Here is a 12,598-nt window from a genome sequence, read left to right as displayed (position 1 = left end):
CCAGAACCCCTGCCGAGACAGAGCATGAAACAGCGGGCCGCCCCGAACGCCGGAGCGGCCCGCTGTTTTCCCTTCGCGGCGCTTACGCCAGCGTCAGCTCCACTTCGATATTGCCGCGGGTGGCGTTGGAATAGGGGCAGATGCCATGCGCGGCTTCGATCAGCTTCAGACCCGCCTCGCGCTCGACGCCCGGCAGCGACACCGCCAGCTTGGCGGCGATGCCGAAGCCGTGGGCGATCGGCCCGATCGACACCTTGCCGGTCACCGACACCTCGGCCGGCAGGCGCACGCCGGCCTGCTGCGCGGCCACCTTGAGCGCGCCGATGAAGCAGGCGGAATAGCCGGCCGCGAACAGCTGCTCGGGATTGGTGCCGTCGCCGCCCGCGCCGCCCAGCTCGCGCGGCGTGCTCAGTTTCACGGCCAGCGCGCCGTCGCTGGATTCGGCCCGGCCATCGCGGCCTCCGGTGGCGGTGGCTTCGGCGGTATACAGTACTTTCTGCAGAGGGTTCATCTGGCTCTCCTTGGCGTGTCGCCGTTACGATTGAAATAATATGCTATTAAATAGTGCGCTATTTGATTATCAAAACCCTGACGGGTCATTGCAGCAACTGGTCCCGCAAATCGCACAGCGATTGGCGCAAACCGGCGATCTGATCCAGCTGCAGGCCGCTGCGGCACAACAGCTGCAACGGAATCCGCTCCGCCTGCCCGCGCAGCGCGCGTCCGGCTTCGGTCAGCTTGACCACCACCACCCGCTCGTCGCTGGGCAGCCTCCTGCGCTCCAGCCAGCCGGCCGCCTCCATCCGCTTCAGCAGCGGCGTCAGCGTCGCCGAGTCCAGATACAGCCGCTCGCCGATGTCGGACACCGAGCGCTCGTCCTGTTCCCACAGCACCAGCAGCGCCAAGTATTGCGGATAAGTGATGCCCAGCGGCTTCAGGTTGTCGCGGTACACCTTGTTCATCGCCAGCGAGGCGGAATACAGCGCGAAACAGAGTTGCTGGTCCAGCTTCAGCAGCGCGTCCGGCGGCGGACAAATTTTTTCTTGCTCCATGTCCGCATATTAAATAGCACACTACTTAATTGCAAACAATTTATTTGACGCACCACGCTTCGATGCGCCCGCCCCTGGCGGGCGCGAAACCGCGCTCAGGCCGCCGCCCGCACCGGGCCGCGTCCCAGATCGGCCAGCGAGCGGCATACTTGGTGCCAATCGCCCAGGCTGCGCACTCCCTGCAAGATGACGCGCGCCAGCGGATCGTTGCACACCGCGGGGCCGAACTGCATCAGCATCTCGTGCAGCGCGAAACGCAGGGTATGGCTGTCCTGCAACAGCGCGTCCACTTCCTCGTGCACTTCCTGGCTGACCCGCATGTCGCCCAGCGCGTCCAGCTGCACCTGGTGGCGCGGGCAAAAGCCGGAGCGGATCAGCGCCAGGTCGTCGTTGATGTCCTCGGCGAACAGCAGCGCGCTGTGCTGCAGGTAGCCGCAAGCGACGATCAGGCTTTCCAGCGAATGCGGAGCAACGGTGGGGCCGCCTACCGGAAGGGTGGTCATGGTGGTTCTCCTCTTGTAATTGGATTTTGCGGCTATTTGAGCATTGCACCCACTGGCATGACAATGGCTCATCGCCGCTGGTTGCAAGCTTTTACTCGAGATTTACAACGAAATTAAGCACTTGCCGCAAAGACAAACCTCAGCCGGCGTCGTACCATCGACACACTCCACACCGGCGTCCATCATGCACATCGTTTATCTCCACGGCTTCAACTCCGGCCCGCAATCGCTGAAGGCGGGCGAAACCGCCGCCTGGCTGCGCCAGCACGCGCCCGACATCGTCCTGCACTGTCCGCGGCTTTCGCCGCATCCGGCCGAAGCCATCCGCCAGGCCGACGAACTGGTGTCGGGCCTGCCGGCCGACACTCTGCTGATCGGCAGTTCGCTGGGCGGCTTCTACGCCACGCATCTGGCCGAACTGCGCGGCCGTCCCGCCGCGCTGATCAATCCCGCGGTGCGCCCGGACCGGGATCTGGAGCGCTTTCGCGGCGAACAGACCAACCCCTACACCGGCGAGGTCTACACGCTGGGGGACGACGACTTGCGGGCCCTGCTGTCGCAGCGAGTGGCGGCGCCGACGGCCGGCCGCTACTGGCTGCTGCTGGGCAGCCGCGACGAGACGCTGGATTGGCGCGAAGCGGCCGTCCATTACCGCCACAGCCGGCAGGCTGTATTCAACGGCGACGACCACCGGCTGAACAACTGGCCCAAGGTATTGCCGGAGGTGGTCGCCTGGGCGCGGCGGCGACTGTCCAGCCAGGTTTGACGCCCTGTCTAGCCGCCCCCGCTTGCCGGCCCGCCACGGCCCGGCGCAGACTGTGCCATCCACTCGCAAAGGAAACGCCATGAGCCAAGCTATCGTTTTCACGGAAACCGGCGGCCCGGAAGTGCTGCGCCTGCAGAATGCGGAAATCAGCCCGCCCGGCCCCGGCCAGGCGCGGGTGCGCCATACCGCGATCGGCGTCAATTTCATCGACACCTACCAGCGCAGCGGCCTGTATCCGCTGCCGCTTCCCAGCGGGCTCGGCAGCGAGGCCGCCGGCGTGGTGGAAGCAGTGGGAGAGGGCGTGGCCGGACTCGCGCCCGGCGACCGCGTCGCCTATGCCGGCGGCCCGCTGGGCGCCTATTCGACCGAACGGCTGATCGCCGCCGAACACCTGGTCAAGCTGCCGGACGGCGTGTCCGATGAAACCGCCGCCTGCGCGATGCTGCAGGGAATGACGGTGGAATACCTGGTGCAGCGCACTTTCCCGGTGCAGCCGGGCCAGACCGTGCTGTGGCACGCCGCCGCCGGCGGCGTCGGCCAGATCGCGCTGCAGTGGCTGTCGGCGATGGGCGTCCACGTCATCGCCACCGTGGGCTCTGAAGCCAAGGCCAAGATCGCCCGCGGCCTGGGCGCCGCCCACGTGATCCTGTACCGCGAGGAAGACGTGGCGGCGCGGGTGCGCGAGATCACCGGCGGCAAGGGCGTGCCGGTGGCGTTCGATTCGGTGGGCAAGGATACCTTCGAGGCCTCGCTGAACAGCCTGAGCCCGCGCGGCATGATGGTGACGTTCGGCAACGCTTCCGGACCGGTGCCGGCGCTGGCGCCGCTGGAATTGACCAAGCGCGGCTCGCTGTTCCTGACTCGGCCCAGGCTGGGCGATTACATCTCCACCCGCGCCGAGCTGGAAGCCTCGTCCGCCGCGCTGTTCCGCCGCCTGCGGGACGGCACGGTCAAGCTCGCGCCGTCGCACCGCTACCCGCTGGCGGAAGCCGCGCAGGCGCACCGCGACCTGGAAGCGCGCCGCACCACCGGCTCCGTCATCCTGCTGCCCTGATCCCGGCCGCTACTCGTCCAACGGCAGGGATGGACGGCTGCAACCGTCGCGGTGGCGGCCGGCGTCGCAGGCGGCGTCGTCCGCCGCGCAAGGCCGCTGGCCGCGCAGGGCGCAGGACGCCGGCGGCAAACGCTCGTCCACGCAGGCGCGGCGTTGCGCTCCCAGCATGCCTTCGCACGACGATTGCGCCGCCAGCAGCGCTTCGCAGCGTTTGGCGTCGCGCTGGCGCTGGCAACTGAGAGGGGGGGTGTAATAAGCGAGGCAGGCCCGGCGCCTGGCCTCCGGCAGATCCAGGCAGCTGCGCAGCCCCTGCAGATGCGCTTGGCAGCGCTGGGGAGCCACCGCGTCGGCGCAGTCGTCCTTGGCGCCCCACCCGGCAAGCGGAAAAGCGGACAGCCCGCACAACAGCAGGCCCGTCAAGGCCCGCCTTCCCAGGCTTGCGCCGCGCTTTCCCCCTTGCGTCATCGTCCTGTCCTTTCCCCAGCGGACGTCGAATCAATCGGATTGGTTTTGCATCTGCTCCTGCCGGCGTTTATCCTGCCAAAAATTGGGCTTGCTGGGTACTGATTTGACATGATCGTCCGGCGGAGGCAACAGACGGCTGGACTGATGCTGGACCGGATCGAAGCCGATGTCGCCGTTGCGCGCGGCTTCGCGCTGGCGCAGATTGCGCAGCCGGCGGTTGTTGCACGACTGATCGCCATCGCACCCGCGCGCCGACGGCCGGCCCTCGGCATGCCTGCCGGGTCCCGGACCGGGGAAATGCTGCGCCAGCGCGGCCTGCTGCGCCAGCAGGCCACCCAGCGCCAGCATGATCAGATATCGCTTCATGTCGATATTCTATCCTGTCTGTTGACCGCGCTGCCATCGCCGCTCAAGGCGGCGAAACGCAAGCCCGGCAAGGCATCGGATGCGGATCAGCGTCGCAGCGATCCATTTTCCGGCAGCGGCGGATTCGGCCAGCGTCATGAAAATACTGCATATTTCCCGCTTGAAACGGCTTCCGCGCCGGCCATTTGTTCCAGCTTAAGCGCAAGCATTTGCGCGGACGTCAATGGGGACGTCACAATTGTTAACGACTGTATCGCGACGTGGCGGCTTAACATCTGTAAAAAACAAGGCGTCCCAGCCTGCGCCGCGCCGCGCTAAGCTGGCAGCCGGAACACTGAAGGAACAGCATATGGAACATAATAAAATCCTGGTCGTCGACGACGACGCCAAGCTGCGCGAACTGCTGACCCGCTACCTGACCCAGCAGGGCTATATCGTGGAAACGCTGCCCGATCCCAAGGATCTGGACCGCAAGCTGGCGCGCAACCGTCCCGACCTGATCGTGCTGGACGTGATGATGCCGGGCGAGGACGGGCTGGCGGTGGTGCGCCGGCTGCGCGCCCAGGGCGAATCGCTGCCGGTGATCATGTTGACCGCCCGCGGCGAGGACATCGACCGCATCCTGGGCCTGGAAATGGGCGCCGACGACTACCTGCCCAAGCCCTTCAATCCGCGCGAGCTGACCGCCCGCATCCAGTCGGTGCTGCGCCGCCATCACACCACGCCGGCGCTGGCCGCGCTGCACGACGCCGACGACGTGGTGGAGTTCGGCGAGTTCGTGCTCAACCTCGGCCAGCGCGAGCTGCGCCGCGGCGGCCAGCCGGTGTCGCTGACCAGCGCCGAATTCGCGGTGTTGTCGGTTCTGGTCAGCCATCCGCGCCGCCCGCTGACCCGCGAACAGCTGATGGAGCTGGCGCTGGGCAAGGGCAACGGCGAATCGCTGGACCGCAGCATCGACGTGCACATCTCCCGCCTGCGCAAAGCGCTGGAAAACGGCGAAAGCGACAGCCAGCTGCGCTACATCCAGACCGTGTGGGGCTACGGCTACGTGTTCGTGCCGGACGGATCGCCCAGGGAGTAGGTCTTGTTACGCAAGCTGTTAGGCTCCCTGTTCTTCCGGCTGGCGCTGCTGGTGGTCACCGTGGTGATCACCACCCAGCTGTTCACCATCTGGCTGGCCAACAACGAGCGCCACAAGCTGCTGGAGCGGCAGCTGTACATCCAGGTGCTGGACACGCTGTCCTTTCTCGAGGACTCGATGACCGGCATGGTCGAGGAAGAGCGGCAAGCCTTCCTCGACAACTACAACCGCCCCGGGCTGCCCAGCCTGCTGCCGTTCAACGCCGACCGCGGCCAGCAGTTCAGCGAGGATCTGCCCAAGATCGGCGCGATGCTGGCGCAGCGGCTGTCGCATGACCTGAACGAGCCGGTGCAGGCGCATTACGCCCGCCGGGCCGACCACAGCGAGCTGTGGGTGCACGTGCACGTGCTGGACCAGCCGTACTGGCTGGTGATCCCCTTCGGCCGCTACCGCGACCGCATGATCAGCCCGATGCTGCAGGCCTCGCTGCTGGCGGCGTTGTTCGCCACGCTGCTGGCGTCCTTGCTGGCCTGGCGCATCACCAGGCCGATCAGCCAGGTGGTGCAGGCCAGCCGCCAGCTGGCCAGCGGCTCGATGCCGCAGGCGATTCCGGAAACCGGCCCGCGCGAGATGCAGCTCTTGGCGCACAACTTCAACGGCATGGCCCAGGCGCTGGACAACGCCGCGCGCGAGCGGCGGCTGATGCTGGCCGGCCTGTCGCACGACCTGCGCACGCCGCTGACCCGGCTGAAGCTGACGCTGGAAATGCAGGAAGCCAGCACCGACCAGCACGACATGCTGTCCGACATCGACGAGCTGTCGCGCATCGTCCGCCAGTTCATCGATTTCGCCCGCGCCGAGGAGACCAGCCGGCTGGAGCCGGTGGCGCTGGCCGATCTGGCCGCCAGCGTGGTGGCGCGCTTCCGCCGCGAGAGCATGGACGCGCGGCTGGACATCCGCGACGAGATCGAACTGAGGGCCGACGCGCTGGCGCTGGAGCGGCTGCTGAGCAATCTGCTGGAGAACGCGCGCCGCTACGGCCGTCCGCCGGTGGTGGTCCGGCTGGAGAAGGCCGCCGGCGACGCCATGCTCAGCGTGATCGACCACGGCGACGGCATACCCGCCGCGCTGCGCGAAACCGCGCTGGCGCCGTTCGAGCGGCTGGCCGAGCACCGCGGCACCGACGGCGGCAGCGGCCTCGGCCTCGCCATCGTCTCGCGGGTGGTCAAGCAGCATGGCGGCGCGCTGGAGCTGACCGACGAGGACGGCGCCTTCAAGGTGGCCATCCGCCTGCCGCTGGGCGAGACGCTCAGCGAAAGCGCAGCATCATCCACAAGCCAGCCAGGCTGAGCCCCAGCCCGGCCAGCCTGCCCGGCGACAGGCTCTCGCGGAACAGCCAATAGCCTATCGGCAGCAGCAAGGCGGTGCTCAGCACATTGGAGCTGAGCGCCGCGTAGCCCAGGTTCCAGCCGGCGCGGTAGGCCAGCAGGAAGCCCATCTCGATTCCCAGTATCCCCAGCGCCACGCCCAAACTGCTCCAGTTCAGCGCCGACATCCCGCGCTGGCCCGCCGGCAGCCACCACATGCCCGCCAGGCACAGCGACATCGCCAGGCCGTAGCTGACCGCCAGCGAAAAGAACGGGTTCAACTCCTGCGGCAACTGCTTGATCGACAGGTGGTAGACGACGGAGCCGGCCACCGCCAGCAATAATGCGGCGAAAAACATTTTCCTCTCCTTGCGGCGATTCACATTGGGCCCATGCTAAACATTCGTCGCCGCTATAGGTAGACTGGAAAATCCGGCAATCGTTATAAGAAATTCATATGACCAGCGACATCGATACCGCCTTGCTGCGCGCGCTGGCCGCCGTGGCCCGCCTCGGCAGCATCAACCGCGCCGCCCTTGAGCTGGGACGAACCCAGCCGGCGCTGAGCTTGCAGCTGCGCAAGCTGGAACAACACTGCGGCCAGACCTTGCTGCAGCGCTCCACCCGCGGCGTGGCGCTGACGGCGGCCGGCCAGGCGCTGCTTCCCTACGCCGAGCGCATCGTCTCTCTGGCCGAACAGATGGTGCCCGGCGCTCTGGCCATGGAGCCGAGACGCTGCCGGGTCGGCCTGATCGAAGATGTGATCAGTCATCATCTGCCCCAGGTATTAGCCGATTTTTCCGCCGTTCATCCATCGCTGCGAGTGGAGGTGCGGGCCGCGATGGAAATCGAACTCAGCGAGGCCTATCGCCGAAACGATCTGGATTTGCTGATAGCCAATCCGCTGCAGTGCGGCTTGAGGGAAACGCCGAAGTGGGTGGTGGAATGCCCATTGCGCTGGATGGCGCTGGACGGGCGCATGCCGGAAGGAAATACATTGCCCCTGGTGATGTTCGCCGCGCCATGCAGCTGGCGCGACGCCATGCTGGAAGCGCTGCGCCTGAGCGCGCGTCCATTCCGCATCGTATTCGAAAGCGCGAGCCAGCTCGCCGTCCAGGCCGCGCTGGAGGCAGGCTTGGGAGTAGGCGCTTTGTTGCCCAATGCTGTCGGCGGCAGGCTGGCGCCGTTGCCGGATGATTATCTGCCTCCCTTGCCCTCGGTGCCGCTTGCCCTGTATCGCCGAGCGGAAGGCCGCGACGACTCCGGCCTGGAACGGTTGAGCCGCTTGTTCTTCCACGAGTTGAGCCGGCTGTCCGCCTAGCGCCGCCCGTTCAGCGCCAGCACGCCGGCCAGGATCAGCGCAGCGCCCAGCAGCATCGCAGCGCCGATGGTTTCGCCGAGGAACAGCGCGCCCCACAGCACGCCGAACACCGGCACCAAGTAAGTGACGCCGCTGGCGCGGGTCGCGCCCAGCCGGTTGATAAGCCGGTAAAAAATCAGATAAGCCAGCGCGGTGCAAAACACCGCCAACAGCGCCAGGGCGATCCAGGCTTTCTGCGGCGGCTGGCTCGCCGGCCAGTCATGCCACGCCAGCGGCAGCATCAGCAGCGCGCCGCTGGCCAAGCCGCCGCAGGCTGTCACCAGAGGCGGCATGCCGGGCAGCCAGCGCCTGGCCATATGCCCGGCCCAACCGTAGCTGGCGGTGGCGCCCAGCATCGCCAATACCGGCGCCAGCGAACGGACCTCGAAACGCGCGCCGTGGCCGTCCAGCAAGGCCAACACGCCGGCCAAGCCCAAAACCAGGCCCGCCGCCCGCCGCGAAGACAGCCGCTCGCCGGCCAGCGGCCACGCCCACAGCGCGGTCATCAACGGCGTGGTGGCGTTCAACACCGAGGCCATGCCGGCCGACAAGGACAGCTGCGCCCAGGCTATCAGGCTGAACGGAAACGCGGTGAAAAACACGCCGACCACGGCGATGGGCAGCCAGTGGCCGCGCCACAGCTTCCATTGCCCGCGCCACAACAGCAACGGCAGCAACAGGCAGGCGGCCAGTCCGACGCGCAGCGCGATCAGCGGCAGCGGGCCGAAAGCCGGCGCGGCGACGCGCATGAACAGGAAAGACCCGCCCCACAGCGCCGCCAGCAGCGCGAGCCAAGCGAACTCCCGCCGCTGCCCGCTCACGCCGTCGCTTCCTCGCGGCTCAGCCGCGCGCTTTCCCAGCCTATCAGGTCCAGCTTGCGCTCCTCGCCCCAGCGGTAGCCGCCCAGCGCGCCCTCGGCGCGAATCACCCGGTGGCAGGGAATCAGCCAGGCCACCGGATTGGCTCCCACCGCGTTGCCCACCGCGCGCGCGGCGCCCGGCCGCCCCATTTTTCCGGCCAGCTGGCCGTAACTGAGCAGGCCGCCGTAGGGCACGGCCAGCAACGCCCGCCACACCTGGATCTGGAAATTGCTGCCCTGCACCCTGAGCGCCAGCGGCGGTCCGCCCGCCTCGGCCAGCGGATCGAACAAGCGGCCGCACAACGCGCGCGCCTGGCCAGGGATATGGCGCAGCGCGGCGCGCGGCCATTGCCCGCGCAGCCAGGCCTCCGCCTCCTCGTCCCCGGAAACAAACTGCAGCGCGCACACGCCGCGGGCGGTCTGCGCCAGCAGCGCCGGGCCGAAACGGGTGGCTTCGACGCTCCAGGCGATGTCCAGCCCGGCGCCGCCCTGCTGGTATTCGCCGGGCGTCATCGCCTCCAGCGTGACGAACAGGTCGTGCAAGCGGCTGCTGCCGGACAAGCCCAGCTCGTGCGACAGCGGCAGCAGGGAAGCGCCGGCCGCCAGCCGCGCCTTGGCCGCCTCGCAGGTCAGTTGCTGGATGAAGCGCTTGGGGCTGACGCCGGCCCAGCGGCTGAACAGCCGCTGCAGCCGCGATTCCGACAGATAAAGCGCGGCGGCCATGTCGGCCAGCTGCGGCTGCTCGCCGGCATGGGCGACCAGGTAGCGGATGGCGTCGCGGACGCGGGCGTAATCGCGGCCGGCTTCCTCGTCGGCATGCAAAAGGGCGTCCATTTCACGCGCTCCGGTTCAGCCGCAGCGCGTAGCAGCCGTGCGCGGGAAAACGCAGCATCGCGAACGCGATCTCCGGCCGCGCCTCCCAGCGCGCCAGCGTCGCCCCCGCCTCGCGCGTCGGCAGCAACACGGCTTCCAACATCGTCTGCCCGTCGTCATAAGCGCGCAGCGCCACGCCGTCGCCGAGGTAGGCATTATCTCCGGCTCGGCCCAGCAGCGCCGACAGTCCGGGCAAGGCGGGCGGCTGTGGCTCGCCGGCCAGGAAAATCGGCCCGTACTCGCGGTAGGGCCCGGTTTGGCGGAACGGACTGTAGCTCGCCAGGATCAGCGCCTCGCCCGGGCGGGCGCGGCGCAGCGCGTCGCGGCACGGTTCGCCGCCGGCCGCCGTCAGCCGCCGCACCGGCTGGCCGAGCGCGTCGACGCCTTCGCGCCGCGCGCGTTCGACGAAAACCGGGTCCAGGGTTTCCAGTTGCCAGGCCATGGCGCTCTCCTTCGTATCATTGCGATGTCCGAAGTCTATGGCGGCGCGCGCCCGGCGGCGACCCGATTCTTGCCGTTCCCGCTTCCGGGTCAACCGGCGTGCAGCAGCGAGTACTGGATCTCCGACAGCGCCTGCGGCACGCGGATGAAGGACAGCGGCTGTCCCAGCAAGCGCGCCATGTGCGAAGTGGAGAACAAGCCGCACAGCTCGTGGTGGCCGTTGGACGGATTCACTTCCACCACCAGCGCGTGCTGGCGGCCCAGATGCTGCATGGTGGCGACCAGCTGGCCGACATTGGCCGCCGCCACGTCGGCCAGGCTCAACGCGTCCAGCCGCCCGCGCGGCGTCATCACATCGGATACCTGGATGTCGGCGTAATGCTTGCCGTGCTCCTTCATGCACTGGATGGGACGCTCGCCGAGCAGGTCGACGGCGGTGACCAAGCCGAGCAGGCTGTCGTCGTCGTCGTGGACGAACAGCAGCCGGATGCCGTGGCTGACCATGCGCTGGTGGGCTTCGCGCAGATCGGCGTCGGCGCGTATGCCTATCGGATTGACCAGCTTCAGATCGGTCATCACGCTCAACGCCGGACTGTCCACGCCTATCGGCGGATGGGGCCGCTGGTCCAGTCTCACCAGGTCGGTGGTGCGCGGCAGAGTCAGTGTGGGCAAGGGAGAAAAATCTTTAGCCATGACGGCTCCTCGCAGGGCGACTCGAAAAGGGGAAAACGGGCTGGCCCGCCCAGTGCGGTCGACCCTGTTTTCAACTTAGCGGAACTTTGCGTTTACTATTGGCCTCATTAGTATGTTTGTTCTACTTTTGTAAAGATCCATGAAGCATAACGCCACCCACAAAACCCATGCCGGAAGATTTCGCCAACAGACGCTGGCCTGGATGCTGCCCGCCGCGCTGCTGATGGCCGGCCAGGCCCACGCCGAAGCCTGGTCCTATCCCGGCTGGCAAGACGGCGCCGACACCCGCGTCAAGGCGCAGGCGCTGCTGCAGACCCTGAACGCCACCCTGCTGAGCAATCCCAGCGCCACCCGCACGCTGCAGCAATGGTGCGGCGAACACAAATTGGCCGCCGAGGCCCGCATCCGCGCACTGCGCGACACCGCCACCCGCAAGCCGGCCGACGCCGAGATCCGCCGCCAGTTGAAGGTGGGCGCCGATGAGCCCATCGGCTACCGCCGGGTGCAGCTGGCCTGCGGCGACCGCGTGCTGTCCGAGGCCGACAACTGGTACGTGCCGTCGCGGCTGACCGCCGAGATGAACCGCCTGCTGGACACCACCGACACGCCGTTCGGCGCCGCGGTCAAGGCGCTGGACTTCACCCGCCGCACCGAAAGCGCGAAACTGTTGTGGTCGCCGCTGCCGCAGGGCTGGGAAACCCGTCCGCTGCCGGCCGGCGACGCCAAGCGCGGCCTGGACATCCCGGAACAAGTGCTGCAGCACCGCGCCGTGCTGTACAAGGACGGCAATACCCCGTTCAGCCTGGTGGTGGAAACCTACCGCCGCGACCTGTTCGCCTTCCCCCTGAACCCGCGCGAAGGCAGCCGATGAAAGCCCCAACCATCGCCGCCGCCTGCCTGGCGGCGCTGCTGCTGAGCCCGGCCGCCCAGGCCGACCGGCTGGACGATATCCTCGCCCGCGGCGAGCTGCGCGTAGGCACCACCGGCGACTATCTGCCGTTCAGCCGCCTGGATCCGGCCAGCGGTCAATACCGCGGCCTGGACATCGACATGGCCGCGGACCTGGCGCGGGCGCTGGGCGTGAAGCTGCAACTGGTGGCCACCAGCTGGCCGACGCTGATGCGCGACCAGCGCGACGGCAAGTTCGACATCGCGATGAGCGGCATCTCCATCAGCCTGGAGCGGCAGAAACAGGCGCTGTATTCCGCCGCCTACCTGAACGACGGCAAGACGCCGATCGCCCGCTGCGAGAACGCGGCCCGCTTCCAGACGCTGGAACAGCTGAACCGCAAGCAAACGCGGCTGGTGGTCAATCCCGGCGGCACCAACGAGCGCTTCGCCCGCCAACGCCTGCCGGATGCCGATTTGACGGTTTTCCCCGACAATAACCGCATTTTCCAGCAGATCATCGACGGCAAGGCCGACGCGATGGTAACCGACGCGGTGGAAACCCGCTACCAGCAGAAGCTGCATCCGGAACTGTGCGCCATCCATCCGGACAAGCCGTTCGACTTCTCGCAGAAAGCCTACCTGCTGCCCAACGACTGGCGCTGGAAAGCCTGGGTCGACCAATGGCTGAGCCAGCGGATGCAGGACGGCGGCTTCGCCAGACTGTCCGCCAAATGGCTGGGACAATGACGCCAACCATGAAAAAACCGCCCTTTCGGGCGGTTTTTCATTTTTAGGCCGCGCGGCCCGAAAAAAGCTTTGAGCGGCCG

The 12,598-nt window shown here is 67.5% G+C and carries 17 protein-coding genes; 8 read left to right on the top strand and 9 right to left on the bottom strand.

Annotation, left to right across the window (positions count from 1 at the left end; genetic code table 11):
• Positions 1-82 precede the first annotated feature (82 nt).
• From BKX93_RS14375 to BKX93_RS14365, 3 genes are all read right to left on the bottom strand, one after another.
• Positions 83-511: an organic hydroperoxide resistance protein gene (locus BKX93_RS14375; RefSeq protein ID WP_046156035.1), complete on the bottom strand. Its 429-nt coding sequence runs from the start codon at positions 509-511 to the stop codon at positions 83-85.
• Between the two features lie 85 nt (positions 512-596).
• A complete protein-coding gene (locus BKX93_RS14370) occupies positions 597-1,052 on the bottom strand; it encodes a MarR family winged helix-turn-helix transcriptional regulator (protein ID WP_046156034.1) in 456 nt (151 codons plus the stop codon).
• Between the two features lie 95 nt (positions 1,053-1,147).
• The gene (locus BKX93_RS14365) at positions 1,148-1,555 is read right to left on the bottom strand and encodes a hypothetical protein (protein WP_046156033.1); all 408 of its coding nucleotides are present in this window, start codon (positions 1,553-1,555) and stop codon (positions 1,148-1,150) included.
• Between the two features lie 184 nt (positions 1,556-1,739).
• Here BKX93_RS14365 and BKX93_RS14360 point away from each other — a divergent pair, with 184 nt between their 5' ends.
• A complete protein-coding gene (locus BKX93_RS14360; protein ID WP_046156032.1) occupies positions 1,740-2,321 on the top strand; it encodes a YqiA/YcfP family alpha/beta fold hydrolase in 582 nt (193 codons plus the stop codon).
• 79 nt (positions 2,322-2,400) lie between these two features.
• Positions 2,401-3,375: a quinone oxidoreductase family protein gene (locus BKX93_RS14355; protein WP_070980346.1), complete on the top strand. Its 975-nt coding sequence runs from the start codon at positions 2,401-2,403 to the stop codon at positions 3,373-3,375.
• A gap of 9 nt (positions 3,376-3,384) precedes the next feature.
• On the opposite strand, the gene BKX93_RS14350 is transcribed toward BKX93_RS14355, so the two are convergent.
• Entirely contained in the window at positions 3,385-3,840 is a 456-nt protein-coding gene (locus tag BKX93_RS14350; RefSeq protein ID WP_145929324.1) for a hypothetical protein, read from the bottom strand.
• Between the two features lie 144 nt (positions 3,841-3,984).
• On the opposite strand from BKX93_RS14350, the gene BKX93_RS24770 reads away from it, so the two are divergent.
• Genes BKX93_RS24770 through BKX93_RS14335 form a run of 3 tightly spaced genes read left to right on the top strand, consistent with a single transcriptional unit; the run spans position 3,985 to position 6,637 of the window.
• Positions 3,985-4,524, top strand: coding sequence for a hypothetical protein (locus BKX93_RS24770; protein WP_145929323.1), 540 nt, complete (start codon positions 3,985-3,987; stop codon positions 4,522-4,524).
• A gap of 31 nt (positions 4,525-4,555) precedes the next feature.
• Positions 4,556-5,287 (top strand): osmolarity response regulator transcription factor OmpR, encoded by a 732-nt coding sequence (gene ompR / locus BKX93_RS14340; RefSeq protein WP_046156030.1) that lies wholly within the window; start codon positions 4,556-4,558, stop codon positions 5,285-5,287.
• 3 nt (positions 5,288-5,290) lie between these two features.
• A complete protein-coding gene (locus BKX93_RS14335) occupies positions 5,291-6,637 on the top strand; it encodes an ATP-binding protein (protein WP_046156029.1) in 1,347 nt (448 codons plus the stop codon).
• Here BKX93_RS14335 and BKX93_RS14330 read toward each other — a convergent pair.
• Positions 6,597-7,013: an EamA family transporter gene (locus tag BKX93_RS14330; RefSeq protein WP_046156028.1), complete on the bottom strand. Its 417-nt coding sequence runs from the start codon at positions 7,011-7,013 to the stop codon at positions 6,597-6,599. The two genes, BKX93_RS14335 and BKX93_RS14330, sit on opposite strands and share 41 nt — an antisense overlap.
• Positions 7,014-7,111: 98 nt before the next feature.
• Here BKX93_RS14330 and BKX93_RS14325 point away from each other — a divergent pair, with 98 nt between their 5' ends.
• Entirely contained in the window at positions 7,112-7,975 is an 864-nt protein-coding gene (locus BKX93_RS14325) for a LysR family transcriptional regulator (protein ID WP_070980343.1), read from the top strand.
• On the opposite strand, the gene BKX93_RS14320 is transcribed toward BKX93_RS14325, so the two are convergent.
• From BKX93_RS14320 to BKX93_RS14305, 4 genes are all read right to left on the bottom strand, one after another.
• Positions 7,972-8,835, bottom strand: a complete 864-nt coding sequence (locus BKX93_RS14320) for a DMT family transporter (RefSeq protein WP_046166969.1) — start codon at positions 8,833-8,835, stop codon at positions 7,972-7,974. The genes BKX93_RS14325 and BKX93_RS14320 overlap by 4 nt on opposite strands.
• Positions 8,832-9,707, bottom strand: a complete 876-nt coding sequence (locus tag BKX93_RS14315; RefSeq protein WP_070980341.1) for a methylated-DNA--[protein]-cysteine S-methyltransferase — start codon at positions 9,705-9,707, stop codon at positions 8,832-8,834. The genes BKX93_RS14320 and BKX93_RS14315 overlap by 4 nt, the downstream gene beginning before the upstream one ends.
• Position 9,708: 1 nt before the next feature.
• Complete coding sequence (locus BKX93_RS14310) at positions 9,709-10,188, bottom strand: DUF1203 domain-containing protein (RefSeq protein WP_046156024.1); 480 nt, start codon at positions 10,186-10,188, stop codon at positions 9,709-9,711.
• Positions 10,189-10,277: 89 nt separating this feature from the next.
• Positions 10,278-10,880: a CBS domain-containing protein gene (locus BKX93_RS14305; protein WP_046166970.1), complete on the bottom strand. Its 603-nt coding sequence runs from the start codon at positions 10,878-10,880 to the stop codon at positions 10,278-10,280.
• Between the two features lie 139 nt (positions 10,881-11,019).
• Here BKX93_RS14305 and BKX93_RS14300 point away from each other — a divergent pair, with 139 nt between their 5' ends.
• Positions 11,020-11,751 (top strand): chorismate--pyruvate lyase family protein, encoded by a 732-nt coding sequence (locus tag BKX93_RS14300; protein ID WP_235429210.1) that lies wholly within the window; start codon positions 11,020-11,022, stop codon positions 11,749-11,751.
• Complete coding sequence (locus BKX93_RS14295) at positions 11,748-12,518, top strand: transporter substrate-binding domain-containing protein (RefSeq protein ID WP_046166971.1); 771 nt, start codon at positions 11,748-11,750, stop codon at positions 12,516-12,518. The genes BKX93_RS14300 and BKX93_RS14295 overlap by 4 nt, the downstream gene beginning before the upstream one ends.
• Positions 12,519-12,598: the final 80 nt, after the last annotated feature.

This window comes from Chromobacterium vaccinii, from assembly GCF_001855275.1.
In the GTDB taxonomy this organism is placed as follows: domain Bacteria; phylum Pseudomonadota; class Gammaproteobacteria; order Burkholderiales; family Chromobacteriaceae; genus Chromobacterium; species Chromobacterium vaccinii.
This window is presented reverse-complemented; position numbering and strand designations above follow the sequence as displayed.

What these genes read in the sequence shown, in the direction of transcription:
- BKX93_RS14375 (WP_046156035.1), bottom strand. Translation starts at nt 511, where the DNA reads ATGAACCCTCTGCAGAAAGTACTGTATACCGCCGAAGCCACCGCCACC.
- BKX93_RS14370 (WP_046156034.1), bottom strand. Translation starts at nt 1,052, where the DNA reads ATGGAGCAAGAAAAAATTTGTCCGCCGCCGGACGCGCTGCTGAAGCTG.
- BKX93_RS14365 (WP_046156033.1), bottom strand. Translation starts at nt 1,555, where the DNA reads ATGACCACCCTTCCGGTAGGCGGCCCCACCGTTGCTCCGCATTCGCTG.
- BKX93_RS14360 (WP_046156032.1), top strand. Translation starts at nt 1,740, where the DNA reads ATGCACATCGTTTATCTCCACGGCTTCAACTCCGGCCCGCAATCGCTG.
- BKX93_RS14355 (WP_070980346.1), top strand. Translation starts at nt 2,401, where the DNA reads ATGAGCCAAGCTATCGTTTTCACGGAAACCGGCGGCCCGGAAGTGCTG.
- BKX93_RS14350 (WP_145929324.1), bottom strand. Translation starts at nt 3,840, where the DNA reads ATGACGCAAGGGGGAAAGCGCGGCGCAAGCCTGGGAAGGCGGGCCTTG.
- BKX93_RS24770 (WP_145929323.1), top strand. Translation starts at nt 3,985, where the DNA reads ATGCTGGACCGGATCGAAGCCGATGTCGCCGTTGCGCGCGGCTTCGCG.
- ompR (WP_046156030.1), top strand. Translation starts at nt 4,556, where the DNA reads ATGGAACATAATAAAATCCTGGTCGTCGACGACGACGCCAAGCTGCGC.
- BKX93_RS14330 (WP_046156028.1), bottom strand. Translation starts at nt 7,013, where the DNA reads ATGTTTTTCGCCGCATTATTGCTGGCGGTGGCCGGCTCCGTCGTCTAC.
- BKX93_RS14325 (WP_070980343.1), top strand. Translation starts at nt 7,112, where the DNA reads ATGACCAGCGACATCGATACCGCCTTGCTGCGCGCGCTGGCCGCCGTG.
- BKX93_RS14315 (WP_070980341.1), bottom strand. Translation starts at nt 9,707, where the DNA reads ATGGACGCCCTTTTGCATGCCGACGAGGAAGCCGGCCGCGATTACGCC.
- BKX93_RS14310 (WP_046156024.1), bottom strand. Translation starts at nt 10,188, where the DNA reads ATGGCCTGGCAACTGGAAACCCTGGACCCGGTTTTCGTCGAACGCGCG.
- BKX93_RS14305 (WP_046166970.1), bottom strand. Translation starts at nt 10,880, where the DNA reads ATGGCTAAAGATTTTTCTCCCTTGCCCACACTGACTCTGCCGCGCACC.
- BKX93_RS14300 (WP_235429210.1), top strand. Translation starts at nt 11,020, where the DNA reads ATGAAGCATAACGCCACCCACAAAACCCATGCCGGAAGATTTCGCCAA.
- BKX93_RS14295 (WP_046166971.1), top strand. Translation starts at nt 11,748, where the DNA reads ATGAAAGCCCCAACCATCGCCGCCGCCTGCCTGGCGGCGCTGCTGCTG.